Raw genomic sequence first — 19,442 nt, forward strand, 5'->3', positions numbered from 1 at the left:
CGAGCGCCATGCCGCAAAAGTGGCAACCTGCGATAAAATGTTATTTACTGGCGACATTTCAGCAATATTCGGGTAGTGCAAGACTATGAGCGAAGAGATCGAATTAAAATTTATTATTCACCCTGATGCGACGGCCGCGCTCAGACAAGGGCTGAAAAACTGGCAGAGCGATGTGGGGCATAGCAACCATCTGCACACCCGCCAACTGGTGAATAGTTATTACGAAACGGCGGATGGGTACTTGCGCCAGCATGACATTGGGCTACGTATTCGGGGTGAAAACGGCCGCTATGAAATGACGGTGAAAACCGCAGGAAAAGTGGTGGGCGGGCTGCACCAGCACCCGGAATACAACGTGGATTTGCCGGGGCCGCAGTTAGATATTCGCCTGATGCCGTCGGAAATTTGGCCGGAAGATTGTGATGTGGCGGCGTTGGCTCAGGCGCTGTCGCCGCTGTTTAGTACTGATTTTCAGCGTGAGTCCTGGGTTGTGTCTTACCATCAGAGCTTGATCGAGATCGCGGTGGATCAGGGTAAGATCCATGCCGGCGAGCTTGTCGAGCCGCTGTGTGAGCTGGAGCTGGAACTGAAAAATGGCCGCACCGAGGATCTGCTGGCGTTCGCCAGTGAACTGGCCGACATCGGCGGTTTACGGCAAGGCGGCTTAAGTAAAGCCGCTCGCGGCTACCACCTGGCGAAAGGCAACCCGGAACGAGTCTGTCGCGAGCTGGGTTTCCTGCCCGTACAGCCGAAAATCACCCTTGAGCAGGGTATTGCCGCCGGGCTGGAGCATGCATTCAGCCATTGGCAATATCATGAGGAACTCTGGGCTCGTGGCAATGCCGCCGCACGCCCGGCGTTGCTGGAGGCAGGCGCCATGATGCGGGAACTGCTGGTGCTGGCAGGCGGCGTGTTGCCCCGTAAAGTGACCGCAGAGTTTCGTGCGGCGCTGACCCACCTTGAAGAAGCGATAGAGCGTACGGAAACGGCGGATACGCTCTGCTATAGCGTCGATTACCTGAAGGGGAAACTGATTCTGACCTCGTGGTTGGTCAAACGAGGCTGGCGCGGCTATATGGACAACCGTGAGCTGATGCGGTTGCAAAGTTCCTGGAAACGCTTTGCCGACATCATGATGAGCCGAGGTTTGGCTGAACTCAAAGCGGTATTCAGTCATGCGTTGGATGCGCTGCATTACACCCAGCAATTACCGCGTTTGCAGCGAGGCGTGTATACCTTTTTGCTGCTGGGGGGAAGCTATCCGCAAGAGGAGGCCGCGCGTTATCTGCAACAGTGGCGAGAACTGATGCAACTGATTGAGGCGCTGTCCATCGGCCAGGTAGTGCCTAATGCGCTGGAGACATGCCGCAAGCAGGCGCTCGCCCGGTCGCCGTTCTGGCTGCACAGCGGCCAGTAAGCCCGGAGCATCGCTCGTCGGGGACTGGCTGTCGATGGCGCCGCTCCCCGGTTCAACCCCATTGAAGCTGCCTGACAGGCAGCTGTGCAAGGATATCGCCATGACCTGTCATTCCGCATCGTTATTTCCGCTCTCTGAAGCCCTTGCCGAACAGGCACGCCGGGAAAGGGAGCGCTTATTGAGCGCCGACCCAACGCCGACGGCCGATGACGCCGCCGCGGTACTGGCCTGCAGCGAATTTGTCAGCGAGTCGCTGATGCGTTACCCGGACTGGCGACAGGAGATAGCCCGGCAGCCGCCTTTGCCGGAAGAGTGGCGGCACTATGCGGATTGGTTATCGCAAGCGTTAAGCGGCGTCAGCGATGAGGCGGGGTTAATGAAAGCGCTGCGCCTGTTCCGACGCCGTATTCTGACACGTATTGCCTGGGGGCAATGGTTGCAGCGCAGTACCGCCGACGAAACCTTGCAACAGTTGAGCGTATTGGCAGAGGCGCTGATCGTCGCCGCTCGCCAGTGGTTGTATGACGCTTGCTGTCGCGAATGGGGCACGCCGTGCAATGCCGCGGGCGAACCACAGCCGTTGCTGATTTTGGGAATGGGCAAACTGGGCGGCGGCGAGCTCAACTTTTCCTCGGATATCGACCTGATTTTCGCCTATCCGGAAAACGGCCAGACCCGCGGCGGCCGTCGTGAACTGGATAACGCCCAGTTTTTCACCCGTCTCGGCCAGCGGCTGATCAAGGCATTGGATCAACCGACGGTCGACGGTTTTGTGTATCGGGTTGATATGCGGCTGCGGCCATTTGGCGACAGCGGCCCGCTGGTAATGAGTTTCGCCGCGCTGGAAGATTACTATCAGGAGCAGGGGCGCGACTGGGAACGTTATGCGATGGTGAAAGCCAGGCTGATGGGCGGGGATGACGATCATTACAGCCAGGAACTGATCCGTATGCTGCGACCGTTCGTGTTTCGTCGCTATATCGACTTTAGTGTGATCCAATCGCTGCGCAACATGAAGAGCATGATTGCCCGTGAAGTACGACGACGCGACCTGCGCAACAATATTAAGTTGGGGGCGGGCGGCATCCGCGAAGTGGAATTTATTACCCAGGTATTCCAACTGATTCGCGGTGGCCGGGAGCCGGCGTTACAGGGGCGTTCTCTGTTGCCGACGTTGGAGCAGGTGGGAGAATTAGGGTTATTAACCCCGGTGCAGGCCACTCAGTTACGCGAGGCCTATCTGTTTTTGCGTCGTCTGGAGAACTTGCTGCAGTCGATTGCCGACGAGCAAACGCAAACCCTGCCGGAAGATTCGCTTAATCAGGCGCGATTGGCGTGGGGGATGGGTTGTAACGACTGGCTGCAACTGAGTGAACGCTTACATCAGCAGATGCAGGCGGTTCGCGCGGTATTTCATGAATTGATTGGTGATGACGCGCCGGACGGCAGTGAAACCCCGGAGCACAGCCATTACAGTAGCCTGTGGCAGGATGGACTTGAAAGCGCGGATTTGTTGGCGTTATCGCCGCAACTGACCACTGATATCGGTGAGCGCTTACTGACTCGGGTTGCCGACTTTCGTGCTGATTTATCCCGTCGCACCATCGGGCCTCGCGGGCGTGACGTGCTCGATCAGTTAATGCCGACCTTGCTGGCGCAAGCCTGTGGTTATGCCAATGCCGATATTATCGTGGCGCGTTTGACGCCGCTGTTGCTGGGCATCGTGACCCGTACCACCTATCTGGAGTTGTTACTGGAGTCGCGTGCGGCGTTGACGCAGTTGATCCGACTGTGTGCCGTATCGCCGATGATTGCCAGCCAGTTGGCGCGTTACCCGCTGCTGCTGGATGAGCTGCTGGATCCCGCCAGTCTGTACCAACCCATCGCGCTGGAGGCTTACGCCGATGAACTGCGTCAATACCTGATGCGGGTGCCGACGGACGATGAAGAGCAGCAACTGGAAGCATTGCGTCAGTTTAAACAGGCGCAGCATCTGCGTATTGCCGCCGCAGATATCGTCGGCGCGCTACCGGTGATGAAAGTGAGTGATCACTTAACCTATCTGGCGGAGGCCATTATCGCCGCGGTGGTGCAGCAGGCGTGGAACCAGATGGTGGTGCGTTACGGCCAGCCTGCTCATCTGCATGCCCAGTCCGGACGGGGATTCGCGGTCGTGGGATACGGCAAACTGGGCGGCTGGGAGCTGGGTTACAGCTCTGACCTTGATCTGGTGTTCCTGATTGATTGCCCGGATAACGTAATGACCGATGGCGAGCGGAGTATTGATGGCCGCCAGTTCTATTTGCGGCTGGCCCAGCGGGTGATGCACCTGTTCAGTACCCGTACTTCGTCCGGCATTTTGTACGAGGTCGATGCCCGTTTAAGGCCATCGGGTGCGGCGGGGATGCTGGTAAGCACTGTGGCGGCGTTTGAGGATTATCAGTGTAATGAAGCCTGGACCTGGGAGCATCAGGCACTGGTTCGTGCCCGGATTGTGTATGGCGAGCCTGCCATACAGCAGCAGTTCGAGCAGATCCGCCAGCGAATTTTATGCCGTGAGCGCGACGGCGACGCATTGCGCACCGAAGTGCGGGAAATGCGGGAAAAGATGCGTCGGCATCACGCCGGCAAGGACGAAGGGTTTGATATTAAAGCGGATGCCGGCGGTATCACCGATATCGAATTCATCACGCAATATCTGGTGCTGCGTTATTCCTCACAGGAGCCGCGATTAACGCGTTGGTCCGATAACGTGCGTATTCTGGAACTGCTGGCTCGTCACGGCGTGATGGACGAAGCCGAAGCCGATGCGTTGCGACTGGCCTACATCACCCTGCGCGATGAAATTCACCACCTGGCGTTGCAGGAACTGCCCGGCCGGGTCGGACAGGATAGCTTCACCGCCGAGCGCCAACAGGTGCTACAGAGCTGGAAAACGTGGCTGGAGTGAGGCGAACGGCGTCAAACGGCGTTGTGGCGCGCGAGGCTACCCGGTGAGTGTGGTCGTTGAGTGTGATGGTGTGGCATGTGATGGTGTGGTAGTTGAATGTGATAGTATAGCGCGCGTTAAAAATGAATCTGTTTTGGAGCCAGGGAATGAAAGTAACGCTACCTGATTTTCGCCACGCCGGTGTTCTGGTTGTGGGTGACGTAATGCTGGACCGCTACTGGTACGGCCCGACCAGCCGTATTTCGCCGGAAGCGCCAGTGCCGGTGGTTAAAGTGGATACCATCGAAGAACGTCCCGGCGGCGCGGCTAACGTGGCGATGAACATTGCCGCGCTGGGCGCGGGGTCGCGTTTGGTGGGGTTGACCGGTATCGATGATGCCGCCCGCGCCCTGAGCGCCAAATTGAACGAAGTGAACGTTAAATGCGACTTCGTCTCCGTGCCGACCCATCCGACGATTACCAAACTGCGCGTGTTGTCGCGTAATCAGCAACTGATCCGCCTCGACTTTGAAGAAGGGTTCGATAGCGTGGATCCGCAGCCGATGATCGAACGCATCCAGCAGGCATTGCCGAACATCGGCGCGCTGGTGCTGTCCGACTACGCCAAAGGGGCGCTGGTGCATGTACAGAGCATGATCCAGACCGCCAGAGCCGCCGGCGTACCGGTGTTGATCGACCCGAAAGGCACTGATTTCAACCGTTATCGCGGCGCGACGCTGCTGACGCCGAACCTGTCTGAATTCGAAGCGGTGGCCGGGCGCTGTAAAGACGAAAACGATCTGGTGGACCGCGGCATGAAACTGCTGGAGGAGCTGGATCTGTCTGCGTTGCTGGTGACCCGTTCTGAGCAGGGGATGACATTACTGCAACCGGGTAAAGCGCCGTTACATCTGCCGACGCAGGCGCAAGAAGTGTATGACGTGACCGGTGCGGGCGATACCGTGATTGGCGTACTGGCGGCGGCGCTGGCGGCGGGCAAACCGCTCGAAGAAGCCTGCTTCCTGGCTAACGCGGCGGCTGGCGTGGTGGTCGGCAAACTGGGGACCTCTACAGTCACGCCGATCGAACTGGAAAATGCCATTCGTGGCCGTGCCGATACCGGTTTTGGCGTGATGACCGAAGCGCAGTTGAAAGACGCGGTGGCGCTGGCGCGCCAGCGTGGCGAAACGGTGGTGATGACCAACGGGTGCTTTGATATTTTGCACGCCGGGCACGTTTCCTATCTGGCGAATGCGCGCCGCCTCGGCGATCGCCTGATCGTGGCGGTGAACAGTGATGACTCTACCAAACGTCTGAAAGGGCCGAGCCGCCCGGTTAACCCGCTGACGCAGCGGATGATCGTACTGGGTGCGCTGGAGGCGGTGGATTGGGTGGTAGCGTTTGAGGAAGATACGCCGCAGCGCCTGATCAGTGAGGTTCTGCCGGATATTCTGGTGAAAGGCGGCGATTACAAGCCGGAAGATATCGCCGGCAGCAAAGAAGTCTGGGCCAATGGCGGTGACGTGCGGGTGCTAAACTTTGAAGACGGTTGCTCGACCACCAATATTATCAACACTATCAAGGCCAGAGACTGACGGGCGCGCTTATGCTGGAAAAAGAGTCGAAGCCTGCTAACGATATCTCTACTGTATCGGTGCAGATTGAAGCGCTGCGCGCTCAATTGCGCTATCACGAGTACAAATATCACGTCGAAGATGCGCCGGAAATTCCTGACGCGGAATACGACAAGCTGATGAATGCGCTGAAAGTGCTGGAACAGGCGCATCCTGAACGGGTGACGCCGGATTCGCCGACTCAACGGGTCGGCGCCGCGCCGCTGGATGCGTTTGATACGGTCGCGCATGAAGTGCCGATGCTGTCGTTGGATAACGTCTTTGACGAAACCAGTTTTCTGGCGTTCAGCAAGCGCATCAATGACCGGTTGAAACACGATGGCGAACTGACGTTTTGCTGCGAGTTGAAGCTTGATGGATTGGCGGTCAGCCTGCTGTATGAGAACGGTGTGCTGGTACGCGCCGCGACCCGCGGCGATGGGGCGACGGGAGAAAATATCACCGCCAACATTCGCACCATCGGCGCGATTCCGTTGCGTTTACACGGCGATAATATCCCGCAGCGGCTGGAAGTGCGCGGCGAAGTGTTCATGAAGCATAAGGGTTTTGAGGCCCTGAATGAGGAAGCGCGCCGCGCCGGCGGTAAAGTGTTCGCCAACCCACGCAATGCGGCGGCGGGTTCATTGCGTCAGTTGGATCCGCGCATTACCGCCACTCGCCCGTTGACCTTCCTGTGTTACGGCGTTGGGTTGGTGGAAGGCGGAGCCCTGCCGGATACCCACTGGTTGCGTTTAATGCAATTCCGTGATTGGGGGCTGCCGGTCAGCGATCGCATTCGTTTGTGTACCGGCAGTGACGCGGTGTTGGATTTCTACCGTCAGGTAGAGCAGGAACGCGGGGCGCTGGGGTTCGACATCGATGGCGTGGTGATCAAGGTCAACGAACTGACCTTGCAGGAACGGCTGGGCTTTGTGGCGCGTGCGCCGCGCTGGGCGGTGGCATTCAAGTTTCCGGCACAAGAGCAACTGACCTGGCTGCGAGACGTTGAGTTTCAGGTCGGCCGTACCGGTGCGATTACGCCGGTGGCGCGACTGGAGCCGGTAGCCGTCGCCGGGGTGGTGGTCAGCAATGCCACGCTGCACAATGCTGATGAAATCGAACGCCTGGGGGTGCAGATCGGCGACCAGGTCGCGGTACGCCGCGCGGGTGACGTCATCCCGCAGATCGTAAGCGTGGTGCTGTCTGAACGTCCGGCAGATGCCCGACCGGTGGTATTTCCTACTCATTGCCCGGTGTGTGGCTCTGATGTGGAGCGTGTGGAAGGCGAAGCTGTCGCCCGTTGTACCGGTGGCCTGTTCTGCGCCGCACAACGTAAAGAAGCGCTGAAGCACTTTGTTTCACGTCGCGCGTTGGATGTGGAAGGCATGGGCGATAAAATTATCGACCAGTTGGTAGAAAAAGAGTACGTCAAGACGCCGGCGGATCTGTTTCGTCTGGATATCGGCATTCTTACCCGGTTGGAGCGCATGGGGCCGAAGTCGGCACAGAACCTGGTGAATGCGCTGAACAAAGCCAAATCCACCACGTTTGCCCGTTTCCTGTACGCGTTAGGTATTCGTGACGTGGGAGAGGCGACGGCTGCAAATCTGGCGGCACATTTCGGTACGCTGGAAGCGTTGCAGGCCGCCGATCTGGACGCTTTGCAGCAGGTGCAGGATGTCGGCATCGTGGTAGCGACGCATGTGCGCAACTTTCTTGATGAGGCGCATAATCAGCAGGTGATTCAGGAATTGATCGGCGATGATGTCGGTCTTCACTGGCCGGATCCGGTGGTGGTGAATGTTGAGGCGTTAACGAGCCCGTTTGCCGGTAAAACCGTGGTATTGACGGGCTCGCTGAGTCTGTTGTCCCGTGATGAAGCCAAAGATCGTCTTACCGCGCTGGGAGCGAAGGTCAGCGGCAGCGTGTCGAAGAAAACCGATCTGGTCATCGCCGGCGAAGCTGCCGGCTCCAAGCTGACCAAAGCGCAGGAACTGGGTATTGACGTCATTGATGAAGCGGAGATGATGCGTCTGCTGGGGTGAAGCCGTATGGAAAAAGAGGATCTGCTGGCAATCGCCAATACGCCGATGCCGTTCGGCAAATATAAAGGCCGTATGCTCATTGATTTGCCGGAAGAGTATCTTTTATGGTTCGCCCGCAAGGGCGAATTTCCGGCAGGGCGGTTAGGCGAGTTGATGCAGATTACGCTTACGATCAAGATGGAAGGGCTACAAGGATTGGTTAAGCCTCTGCGCCGCTCCTGATCCCTTGTCATCTGCGCATACTGTCGTTTTGGTGCGAGTTTTGGTTCGTTGCCGGGCAAGCGCTGATGTCCGGTGACCGCACGGTTTCCTGCTCGCCGGCGTCTCTGGCCTCAATCATTCGCGTTACCCGCCGGACGTGTTTCCTGAAAAAAAAAGCATCATTAATCAGAATGATAAATGATGCTTTCGTTCATGCCAGGCGATAATCAGCCGGATACAGGATTAGATGTAAATATTGACGCTGTTTTCATCCGTCGGCGCGTTGACGCCTTCCTGAGGCGGGGTCGACTGAGTGGCAGAGACTTCCGACAACTGATTCTGCTGTGATTTTTGCTGCTGCAACTGCTGGATTTGTGCTTGAATCTGCTGGATTTGCGCCTGAATCATCTTTTGTTGTTGCTGAAGCAACTGGCGCTCTTCATCCGTTTTTGCTTCCATCATTTGTTGAGTCAGCTTGGTCGCTTGTTTGGTCAGCGATTGAATTTGCTTGTTTAACTGGGAAATCTGCTGATCAATACTGGCGCTACTGCTGCTGCCCGATGATGCAGAGACGGCTGCTGCTGAGCCGATAGAGCCTGCCATAAATTCCTCCTGAGAATAGCCATAATAGCTACACTGTTATCGGCATCACACTGCGATAGCCTTATTGGCTTTTCACTTTCTTGACAAAGCCTGGATCAATTCGTCTTGATAATAACATGTTGAAACTAACTGAGCGACCGACCATTAGCTGGTACTCTCCGGCCTGGTGGGCGCTGAGCACAGATAAACGCGTTGTGCCGTGACTTGATAGGTATAGACCCTCATGCATCAAGTTTCATATTCATCATTGCGCTTTGCCCGACAGGCTGCTGTCGGCGACATTCACATTAGTAAATGCTGATTTGTCTCTCATCCCAATCACTTATCCAACTTGTTGAGAATTCACCACTTGCCAGAAAAGCAAAACCCGCTGGGTTGGCAGCGGGCTGGGTTATGTCATTTCTCTGGCAGACCGATCAGATATAAATATCGATCGCATGTTCGGCAGAAGGGCGATTAACGCCTTCAACCGGCCTGACCATCGGTTTGCTTTCCTGCGGTGGCGGCACCGGCTGGCTTTGCAACTGTGCAATCTGGCCTTGCATCACAACAATCTGAGCCTGCATTGACTGTTGTTGCCCGTTAATCGTCGTTTCCTGCTGTTTTTTGGTACTTTCGCCCGATGTCTCGGCGGCTTTCAGGTTTTGCAGATTACGATCGGAAACCTTTTGCTCAGTATTGGTTTCGACGCTGGTGGATGCTGGCACCGGCATCACTGCAAACGCAGAGCTGGTAATTGGACTCAGCATACATCCTCCTGATTAGGTCGTCTTTGCAGGGGGATGTCCCTGCTATCTCTATTATCGGCACCTGGCGCGATTCTATGAGTAAGTATTAACCAAAAAGTCAGCTCTGGCTACTCTTTGCGCAGGATGCAGAGGTAAAGAATTGTATCTTTATGCCTGACATCATTTCCCGTAGACATTAATTGCATCGGTTAATCGCAGCGCCTGTTGGCTGAGGCTGGTAGCGAATTCGGCTGACTGATCGACCATGCTGGTGTTGCCGGCGGTCATCTGCTCGATCTGGGCGATGGAACCATTGATCAGTGTTAACGCTTCAGTTTGTTCTCGGGTGGCGTTGCTGATCTCGCCTATCATAGCGGCGACCTGCTGCACATCATTGATAATGTCCTGAATATGCAGCCCGGCGTTATCCACCAATGCGCTACCGGTTTCAACGCTGGCCATGTTGGCATCGATCAATGTCTTGATTTCGCGCGCGGCGGAAGCGGAATGCTGTGCCAGATTGCGAACTTCCGCCGCCACAACCGCAAAACCGCGTCCTTCTACGCCGGCGCGCGCGGCTTCTACCGCCGCATTCAGCGCCAGAATGTTGGTCTGAAAAGCAATACTGTCGATGACGCCGATGATGTCGACGATTTTGCGGCTGGCATTTGAAATAGCCTCCATCATACCCACGGCTTCGGCCATGATATCGCCGCCTTTACGGGCGGTATGACTGGCATTTTGCGCCATCAGCGTCGCCTGAGTCGCGGTCTCGGCGCTTTGGTGTACCGCTACCGTAATCTGTTCGATAGCCGCCGCCGTTTGCTGCAAATTGGCGGCGGTTTCCTCGGTACGCGCGCTCAGGTCGCCGTTGCCGTCGGCCAGTTGCTGACTGACGCTGTTGATACCCGCCACCTGCGTACTGACATCGTTGACCAATGAATGCAGATTTAAACCGAATTGGTTGACGACCCGCAGTAACAGACCGATGTCGTCTACCCGGTTGAGATGGACACCGTCCGCCCGACGGCCGGACACGACTTGTTGTGCCTGACGGAGAATCAAACGCAACGGACGCGCGATTTGCTGTTGCAGAAATTGGTCCAGCATCACCATGAGCAGCAGCGTTGCGATAATAGACGGTATTGTACCGATGCCCAATAAAGTGAGGGCCAGAGGCATCAGCCCGCCAAGCAGTACCGCCAGCCGTAACCGCCAGCGTACCGATAAGCGCTGAAATAACGATAATACCGAGAAGGGCCCGGTGCGGACCACCAGCCCTTTATAAAACCGGATATGGCGCGCCTGCTTTTTCTGTACCGCTTCATACAGCGGTTCGGCGGCACGAATTTCTTCCGCCTTGGGGGTATTGCGAACCGAAATATAGCCGGTCAGCCGATTGTGATGATAAACCGGTGTGACGTTGGCGCGAACCCAGTAGTGATCGCCGTTCTTGCGGCGGTTTTTTACCAGCCCTGTCCAACTGTCTCCTTGTTGCAGGGTGTACCACATATCGGCGAACGCTTCGGTGGGCATATCAGGATGGCGCACAATATTATGCGATGTGCCCATCAGTTCGTGTTCATCAAACCCACTGATATGGATAAACGCCGAATTGGCGTAAGTGATGTGGCTTTTAACATCTGTGGTCGACATTAATGTCGTGTTGTCATCCAACAGGTATTCCTGTTGTGTAATAGGTGTATTAACCCTCATTAGAAATCCCGATGCTATGTGTCAGTCATGCCATGTGTCAGTAATATGCCGTGAGATATATACCCGTCATACTTCAAGTCGCAGGTGCGTTGGCTGCGTTCGTTCACCCGAATCACTTACCTGAGTAAGCTCATCGGGATTCACTCTCTTGCCGCCTTCCTGCAACTCGAATTATTTTGGGTATAGAAGGGCTAACGTGCGGCACGTGAGCGCCTTTCCATTATTTAGGGTATGTCACGGCGATAAAGATACGAAAAAAGGGCGCTTAAAATGATAAAGCATCCCTAAGTAATATTATTCCTTTTTTGTAGGGAGGAATTTATGCTTTGACTCTTTGAATTGTCAATCAAATCATTTTTTGAACAGCAATTTTTTTATCCGGTTTAACTTTATTAGATATTGCTCGATTTTTTATTAAAATTGTCATTACAACAAAAACATTCCATTAACATAAGTAATGAAAAAGGTGCTTTTTAAATAAAAGAAAACAGGGTCTCTTATTAAGAGGTTCTAATGATCGGTAATGAAAAGAATTCTGGGTTATTTTCTTTTGAAAATAAGTTGTGTGAGTGGTAAATCAAATGATTTTGTACGTAATGGCGGGCAGCGTATTTAACATGTTCGTCATCGGATGAAACATCCGATGACGAATCAGGCGATTAATGTGGTAATCAATCAGGTAACCGGCGCCGGGTTAAACACCGACAGGGCGTTATGCAGGCCCCATTGATCAGACCAGGTTTTTTTCTTACCACTGGCGATATCCAAAATAAAGTGGAATAACTCCCAGCCCACATCCTCAATACTGGCTTCGCCGGTGGCGATGGTGCCGGCATTGATGTCCATCAGGTCATGCCAGCGTTCCGCCAACGCCGAACGCGTCGCCATTTTGATAACCGGCACGGCTTTCAACCCGTAAGGCGTACCGCGCCCGGTGGTAAATACCTGCACCGTGATGCCGGAAGCCAACTGCTGAGTGCCGCACACAAAGTCGCTGGCCGGAGTGGCCGCATAAATCAAACCGCGTTTGGTCGGGCGCTGACCGGGCGACAGCACTTCAACAATCGCGCTGGTGCCGGATTTGGCGATGGAGCCCAACGCTTTTTCCACCACGTTGGCCAGGCCGCCTTTTTTGTTGCCGGGCGACGGGTTGGCGCTGCGATCGGTCTTGCCGCTGTCCAGATAATCGTCATACCAGGCCATCTCTTCCAGCAGACGTTTACCGACGTCTTCATTAATGGCGCGCGGCGTCAGTAAATGGATGGCGTCGCGGACTTCGGTGACTTCGGAAAACATCACTGTGGCGCCGCAGCGTACCAACAAGTCGGAAGCGAATCCTACCGCCGGGTTGGCGGTCACGCCGGAAAAGGCGTCACTGCCGCCGCACTGCATGCCGACGACCAGCTCAGACGCCGGTACTGTTTCACGCTGACGGCGGTTGAGGCGTTGCAGATGTTTGTCCGCCATGCTCAGGATATCGTCCACCATCGATTTGAATCCGACATGGTGTTCATCTTGCAAACGCACAATGCTGGTATCATCGAGCGAAATGGCTTGTACGTCAGGTGTGCCTTGCAGCAGGCGTTCCGGCTGAAGTTTTTCGCAACCAAGGCCGACTACCAGCACTTCGCCGCCGAAATTCGGGTTTAACGCCAGATTGTGGATGGTGCGGATCGGCACGACCGCCGCCGGAGCATTGATCGCCACGCCACAGCCATAAAGATGGTTCAGCGCCACGACGCCGTCTACGTTGGGGTAGCGAGGCAACAGGTCGCGTTCTATCAGGCTGACGACATAATCCACCACACCGGCAACACAGTGCACGCTGGTGGTGATGCCGAGCAGGTTTTTGGTGCCGACGCTACCATCCGGATTGCGGTAGCCTTCGAAGGTAAAACCTTCCAGCGGCGGCAATGCCGGCGGAACCCGGGTTGCCAGCGGTAGCGTCTCCAGTGCCGGCGCGCTGGGTAATTCCACCAGCGATTCGTCGATCCAACTGCCGCGAGCGATCTCCCTGAGTGCGTAACCGATGATTTCACCGTAACGTACGATCGGCGCACCAAGAGCGATATCGCTTAATGCGACCTTGTGGCCCTGTGGCACATGCTCTTTCAGTTCCAGACCGCAACTGAATCGAGTACCGGCTTTCAGGCCGTTATTGTTGACGACAATGGCAACATTGTCAGACTCATGGACCTTGATATAAAGCGGCCGCTCACTGGCCACACTCGTTATTGTATTATCTGACATGGCGCTAACCTTCATATGTTATACCCGTCATAGCTCAGGTTGCAGAAGCGTTGGCTTTATTACTCGTCGCCGCTTTGCTGAAACTCGAATGATGTAGGGTAATTAACGCTGGTTAAAGTTATATACCCGTCATACTTCAAGTTGCAGGTTCGTTGGCTTTATTACTCGGCCCATCCTTGGGCCTCGCCCTTTCAGGACCGCAGCGAGCTGCGTTCAAATCTGCTCCCGGCAGATTTGTCGCTCACCCCAGTCACTTACTGATGTAAGCTCCCGGGGATTCACTGCGTCGCCGCGTTACAAGGCTCTTAGCGAGCCTTGCCCTGACGGGCCAACACTTTGCGTTGTTCAACACGCGAGCGTGTTGTCCTGCAACTCGAATTATTTTGGGTATAACGCGCGGTTTATTTTCGCTGTTACTGCTAATAATGACTTTGCTCGGCATCAGTATAGGTGAGCTTTCTACCGACAGGCATTATGCAATTGACCGACATCCTGATGCGCTGTGCTTAATTTCTCTGGCGAAGAAACAATATGCAGTGAGACTTGTCACATTATTCCGTCAGCCTGCCTTTCTCTGCCTTCTTTCTGCCTTTTCTCATCGCTTCTCATCGCTGCGTTTTGTGACCGGGATGGCAAAGACCGATGTTTTCGTGAAATGACTCCCAATGTGTTAGGCGATTGCCATAATCCATGTTGGATGTGGTGGTGATTGTTGTGCGCCTGTCCAGTGAGGTGCCAGGAACTGCCCTTTATAATTGTTGCCAGAAGTCGAAGAGGTCTCGTGGTTTATTTTTGCTGTTCTGTTTTTCCTTTGCTCAGGTTCCAAACCATTACCGACTCTTGATTTCATTCTGGTAACTCAACCCTACATTGTATTGTGTGGTTATTCGGAATGAATGAGCTAACCGCTATCTGAAAGTAGGAGTTCATCATGAATACCGTCAGCACAGCAGCAGGCGTACTACAAAAGAAAACCAACGCCCGTTACTGGATTGTCGTGATGCTGTTTATCGTCACGTCATTCAACTACGGCGACCGCGCCACGATTTCCATCGCCGGCTCCGCCATGTCCAAAGAGATTGGTCTTAATGCCGTCGGCATGGGCTATATCTTCTCTGCATTTTCATGGGCTTATGTAATAGGCCAAATCCCCGGTGGCTGGCTGCTTGACCGTTTTGGTTCCAAGCGCGTCTACTTCTGGAGCATTTTCACCTGGTCGCTGTTTACTCTGTTGCAAGGGTTCGTCGACATCTTCCACGGTTCGGCGATCGTGATTTCGTTGTTTATGCTGCGTTTTATGGTGGGGCTGTGTGAATCCCCGTCATTCCCCGGCAACAGCCGTATTGTGGCAGCCTGGTTCCCGGCGCAGGAACGCGGCACCGCCGTTTCCATCTTCAACTCTGCTCAGTACTTCGCCACCGTTATCTTCGCCCCGATCATGGGCTGGCTGACGCATGAAGTGGGTTGGGCGCACGTGTTCTGGTTCATGGGTGGTCTCGGTATCATCATCAGTTTCCTGTGGCTGAAAGTCATTCACGACCCGAAAGATCATCCGCGTGTGAACAAAGCTGAACTGGAATACATCGAAGCGGGCGGCGCGCTGGTCAACATGGATGCGGTAGCGGCGAAAAAAGAGGTCGCTCGCGGCGAAAAATGGCACCAGATTAAACAATTACTGAGCTCACGCATGATGATGGGCGTGTATCTCGGTCAATACTGCATCAATGCGCTGACCTACTTCTTTATTACCTGGTTCCCGGTGTATCTGGTTCAGGCACGCGGCATGTCGATTCTGAAAGCCGGGTTTGTGGCATCGGTTCCGGCCATCTGTGGGTTTGTCGGCGGTGTGCTGGGCGGTGTGATTTCCGACTACCTGATGCGTCGTACCCAATCTCTCACTATCGCCCGTAAAACGCCGATTGTGTTGGGAATGTTGCTCTCTATGTCGATGGTGATTTGTAACTACGTCACCACGGAGTGGGTGGTTATCGCAGTCATGGCGATGGCGTTCTTCGGTAAAGGCATCGGCGCGCTGGGTTGGGCGGTGATGGCGGATACGGCGCCGAAAGAAATCAGTGGCCTGAGCGGTGGTCTGTTCAACATGTTCGGCAATATCTCCGGCATCGTTACGCCGATCGCCATCGGCTACATCGTCGGTAGTACCGGTTCTTTCAACGGCGGCCTGATTTATGTCGGTGTTCATGCGTTGGTGGCGATTCTGAGCTTCCTGTTCATCGTGCAGGACATCAAGCGTATCGAGCTGAAACCTTATAAACCCCACTGATGCAGGGTAAGGACGAGAACATGAGCAGTACGCAAGATACCCCTGTTATTACCGACATGAACGTCATCCCTGTCGCAGGTTATGACAGCATGTTGCTCAATATTGGCGGTGCGCACGGGGCGTATTTCACCCGCAACATCGTGATTCTGAAAGACAACGCCGGTCACACCGGCGTGGGTGAAGCACCGGGCGGCGAGGTGATCTACAACACGCTGACGGCGATGACGTCACAGGTGGTCGGGTCGCAGGTCGCGCGCATGAATCACCTGGTACATCAGGTACACAAAGGCAACCAGTCTTCGGATTTCGACTCGTTCGGCAAAGGCGCCTGGACGTTCGAATTGCGGGTCAACGCTGTCGCCGCACTGGAAGCCGCCCTGCTGGACCTGCTGGGGCAGCACCTGAATGTGCCGGTGGCTGAATTGCTGGGGCCGGGCAAACAGCGCGACGAAGTGACCGTGCTCGGTTACCTGTTCTATATCGGCGATCGCACTAAAACCGATTTGCCCTATCTGGAAGGCGAACAGGGTAAACATCCGTGGTATCACCTGCGCCATCAGCAGGCGATGGACAGCGAGGCTGTGGTGCGGTTAGCGGAAGCGGCGGCCGATCGTTACGGTTTCAAAGACTTCAAACTGAAAGGCGGTGTGTTGCCGGGCGAGCTGGAAATCGACGCCGTGAAAGCGTTGAAAAAGCGCTTCCCGGATGCCCGCATCACGGTAGACCCGAACGGCGCCTGGTTGCTCGATGAAGCGATTAGCTTGTGTAAAGGCCTGAATGACGTACTGACTTACGCCGAAGATCCGTGCGGCGCCGAGCAAGGCTTCTCCGGCCGTGAGGTGATGGCGGAGTTTCGTCGCGCCACCGGCTTGCCGGTCGCCACCAACATGATTGCCACCAACTGGCGTGAAATGAACCACGCGGTGATGTTGCAGGCGGTGGATATTCCGCTGGCAGACCCGCACTTCTGGACCATGCACGGCGCGGTGCGGGTGGCGCAACTGTGCGATGAATGGGGGCTGACCTGGGGTTGTCACTCCAACAACCACTTCGATATTTCGCTGGCGATGTTCACCCATGTGGGCGCCGCGGTGCCGGGCAAACCGACCGCTATCGACACTCACTGGATCTGGCAGGAAGGCCAGCACCTGACCAAAGAGCCGCTGCAAATCGTTAACGGCAAAATCAAGGTGCCGGATCGTCCAGGGCTGGGGATTGAACTGGATATGGCGCAGGTGATGAAAGCCCATGAGCTGCACAAGAAACTGCCGAGCGGCGCGCGCAATGACGCCGCAGCGATGCAGTACCTGATCCCCGGCTGGAAATTTGATCGCAAACGCCCGGTATTCGGACGTGAGTTACCTAAGAATTCAACGTTTTAACAGAAGGAAACTACCATGACGTCGCAAAGTTCTACCCCGGTTATTACCAGTATGCAGGTGATCCCTGTCGCCGGGCACGACAGCATGTTACTGAATCTCAGCGGGGCGCACGCGCCGTACTTCACCCGCAACATCGTTATTCTTGAAGATAACGCAGGCCATACCGGCGTGGGTGAAATTCCCGGCGGCGAGAAAATCCGCCAGACGCTGGAAGATGCCGCCGCGCTGGTCGTCGGTAAAACGCTGGGTGAATACAAGAACGTGATGACGGCGGTACGCAATCAGTTTGCCGACCGCGATGCTTCCGGCCGTGGCCTGCAAACCTTCGACCTGCGCACCACCATTCATGTGGTGACCGGTATTGAAGCCGCGATGCTGGACCTGCTGGGACAGTTCCTGAACGTACCGGTGGCAGCGTTGCTGGGCGATGGTCAACAGCGTGATGCGGTGGAAATGCTCGGTTATCTGTTCTATATCGGCGATCGCAACAAAACCGACCTGCCGTACCAGAGCCAGCCGAATGAAACATGCGATTGGTATCGTCTGCGCCACGAAGAAGCGCTGACGCCGGAGACGGTAGTGCGTCTGGCGGAAGCCGCGTACGAAAAATACGGCTTCAACGATTTCAAACTGAAAGGCGGCGTGCTGGCCGGCAGCGAAGAGGCCGAAGCGGTGACGGCACTGGCCAAACGCTTCCCGCAGGCGCGCATTACGCTCGACCCGAACGGTGCCTGGTCGCTGGAAGAGGCGATTCGCCTGGGTAAACAACTGCGCGGCGTGCTGGCTTACGCCGAAGACCCGTGCGGTGCCGAGCAGGGTTTCTCCGGCCGTGAAGTGATGGCGGAATTCCGTCGCGCCACCGGCCTGCCTACCGCCACCAACATGATCGCCACCGACTGGCGTCAGATGGGGCACACCCTTTCCCTGCAGTCGGTGGATATCCCGCTGGCGGACCCGCACTTCTGGACCATGCAGGGCTCGGTGCGTGTGGCGCAGATGTGCCATGAATGGGGCCTGACCTGGGGCTCGCACTCTAACAACCACTTTGATATTTCACTGGCGATGTTCACCCACGTGGCTGCCGCCGCACCGGGCCGCATCACCGCCATTGATACCCATTGGATTTGGCAGGAAGGCAACCAGCGTTTGACCAAAGAGCCGTTGCAGATTGTCGGCGGTATGGTTGAAGTACCGAAGAAACCGGGGCTGGGCGTCGAACTGGATATGGATCAGGTTATGAAAGCCCATGAGCTGTATAAAAACATGGGGTTGGGCGCGCGTAACGACGCCGTCGGTATGCAGTACCTGATCCCTAACTGGACGTTCGATAATAAACGTCCTTGCCTGGTCCGTTAATCCATCGCTGTTCGTTAATTATCGTCAGTCGTTAATGAGCGTAGGCCGTTAATTAAGGTGCGCCGTCTCATCCGGGGCGGCGCGGTAAAGAGTAAGGACAAAACATGAAGACGCCATTGTTGCCTAACCAATTTCGCCAGGATTTACGTCAGGGAAATACCCTGATCGGTTGCTGGTGTGCGCTGGCTAATCCGATTTCCACCGAGGTATTGGGGCTGGCAGGGTTTGACTGGCTGGTGCTGGACGGCGAGCACGCGCCGAACGACATCAACACCTTTATTCCGCAACTGATGGCGCTCAAAGGCAGCCACAGCGCGCCGGTGGTGCGTCCGCCCTGTAATGAGCCGGTGATTATCAAGCGTTTGCTGGATATCGGTTTCTACAATTTCCTGATTCCTTTTGTGGAAACCGAAGAAGAAGCCGTTCGCGCCGTAGCATCGACCCGTTATCCGCCGGCGGGGATTCGCGGCGTGTCGGTCGGTCACCGCAGCAACGCCTACGGCACCGAGCCGAACTACTTTGCCACCATTAACGACAATGTCACCGTGCTGGTGCAGATCGAAACGCAGGAAGGGGTGGACAATCTGGACGCGATTGCCGCCGTCGATGGCGTTGACGGTATTTTCGTCGGGCCGGGCGACTTGTCGGCGGCGCTGGGGTATCTGGGCCAGCCTAATCACCCGGAAGTACAGAAAGTGATTCGCCACATTTTCGAGCGTGCGGCCGCCCACGGTAAACCGAGCGGTATTCTGGCGCCGGTAGAAGCGGATGCCCGTCGTTATCTGGAATGGGGCGCGCGTTTTGTTGCAGTCGGTAGCGATCTGGGCGTATTCCGCGGCGCTACGCAGGCATTGTGCGAAAAATTCAAAAAGTAATTCGGATTAATCAGGGCCGCATCGGCCGTCAACATATCTGACC

Annotated in this window: 13 protein-coding genes; 9 read left to right on the forward strand and 4 right to left on the reverse strand. The window is 55.6% G+C overall.

The features are described from left to right. Positions 1-85 precede the first annotated feature (85 nt). The 5 genes from DCH402_RS03890 to DCH402_RS03910 all read left to right on the forward strand — a co-directional run bounded on the left by DCH402_RS03890 (position 86) and on the right by DCH402_RS03910 (position 8,226). Complete coding sequence (locus DCH402_RS03890) at positions 86-1,417, forward strand: CYTH domain-containing protein (RefSeq protein ID WP_039999819.1); 1,332 nt, start codon at positions 86-88, stop codon at positions 1,415-1,417. Positions 1,418-1,517: 100 nt separating this feature from the next. After that, the gene (gene glnE, locus DCH402_RS03895) at positions 1,518-4,367 is read left to right on the forward strand and encodes a bifunctional [glutamate--ammonia ligase]-adenylyl-L-tyrosine phosphorylase/[glutamate--ammonia-ligase] adenylyltransferase (RefSeq protein ID WP_039999821.1); all 2,850 of its coding nucleotides are present in this window, start codon (positions 1,518-1,520) and stop codon (positions 4,365-4,367) included. A gap of 146 nt (positions 4,368-4,513) precedes the next feature. Then, positions 4,514-5,941 (forward strand): bifunctional D-glycero-beta-D-manno-heptose-7-phosphate kinase/D-glycero-beta-D-manno-heptose 1-phosphate adenylyltransferase HldE, encoded by a 1,428-nt coding sequence (gene hldE / locus DCH402_RS03900; protein WP_039999823.1) that lies wholly within the window; start codon positions 4,514-4,516, stop codon positions 5,939-5,941. 11 nt (positions 5,942-5,952) lie between these two features. Continuing rightward, on the forward strand, positions 5,953-8,004 hold the full coding sequence (ligA, locus tag DCH402_RS03905; RefSeq protein WP_050583256.1) for an NAD-dependent DNA ligase LigA: 2,052 nt from the start codon (positions 5,953-5,955) through the stop codon (positions 8,002-8,004). Between the two features lie 6 nt (positions 8,005-8,010). Then, positions 8,011-8,226, forward strand: coding sequence for a DUF3820 family protein (locus DCH402_RS03910; protein WP_039999824.1), 216 nt, complete (start codon positions 8,011-8,013; stop codon positions 8,224-8,226). Between the two features lie 222 nt (positions 8,227-8,448). On the opposite strand, the gene DCH402_RS03915 is transcribed toward DCH402_RS03910, so the two are convergent. The 4 genes from DCH402_RS03915 to garD all read right to left on the reverse strand — a co-directional run bounded on the left by DCH402_RS03915 (position 8,449) and on the right by garD (position 13,517). After that, positions 8,449-8,808, reverse strand: a complete 360-nt coding sequence (locus DCH402_RS03915) for a FlxA-like family protein (protein WP_039999826.1) — start codon at positions 8,806-8,808, stop codon at positions 8,449-8,451. 416 nt (positions 8,809-9,224) lie between these two features. Further along, positions 9,225-9,557 (reverse strand): FlxA-like family protein, encoded by a 333-nt coding sequence (locus DCH402_RS03920; protein ID WP_039999828.1) that lies wholly within the window; start codon positions 9,555-9,557, stop codon positions 9,225-9,227. A 159-nt stretch (positions 9,558-9,716) separates the two neighbouring features. Then, positions 9,717-11,252 carry a methyl-accepting chemotaxis protein gene (locus DCH402_RS03925; protein WP_039999829.1) on the reverse strand — a complete coding sequence of 512 codons (1,536 nt, stop codon included), beginning with the start codon at positions 11,250-11,252 and terminating at the stop codon, positions 9,717-9,719. A gap of 675 nt (positions 11,253-11,927) precedes the next feature. Further along, positions 11,928-13,517 (reverse strand): galactarate dehydratase, encoded by a 1,590-nt coding sequence (garD, locus tag DCH402_RS03930; RefSeq protein ID WP_411431450.1) that lies wholly within the window; start codon positions 13,515-13,517, stop codon positions 11,928-11,930. Between the two features lie 916 nt (positions 13,518-14,433). Here garD and DCH402_RS03935 point away from each other — a divergent pair. The 4 genes from DCH402_RS03935 to garL all read left to right on the forward strand — a co-directional run bounded on the left by DCH402_RS03935 (position 14,434) and on the right by garL (position 19,399). After that, complete coding sequence (locus DCH402_RS03935; protein ID WP_039999831.1) at positions 14,434-15,786, forward strand: MFS transporter; 1,353 nt, start codon at positions 14,434-14,436, stop codon at positions 15,784-15,786. 20 nt (positions 15,787-15,806) lie between these two features. Beyond that, positions 15,807-17,168 (forward strand): enolase C-terminal domain-like protein, encoded by a 1,362-nt coding sequence (locus DCH402_RS03940; RefSeq protein ID WP_039999833.1) that lies wholly within the window; start codon positions 15,807-15,809, stop codon positions 17,166-17,168. Between the two features lie 15 nt (positions 17,169-17,183). Then, complete coding sequence (gudD, locus tag DCH402_RS03945) at positions 17,184-18,524, forward strand: glucarate dehydratase (RefSeq protein WP_039999835.1); 1,341 nt, start codon at positions 17,184-17,186, stop codon at positions 18,522-18,524. A gap of 104 nt (positions 18,525-18,628) precedes the next feature. After that, positions 18,629-19,399 (forward strand): 2-dehydro-3-deoxyglucarate aldolase, encoded by a 771-nt coding sequence (garL, locus tag DCH402_RS03950; protein WP_027711045.1) that lies wholly within the window; start codon positions 18,629-18,631, stop codon positions 19,397-19,399. The last annotated feature ends 43 nt before the right edge of the window (positions 19,400-19,442 follow it).

The organism is Dickeya chrysanthemi NCPPB 402, from assembly GCF_000406105.1.
Lineage (GTDB): Bacteria > Pseudomonadota > Gammaproteobacteria > Enterobacterales > Enterobacteriaceae > Dickeya > Dickeya chrysanthemi.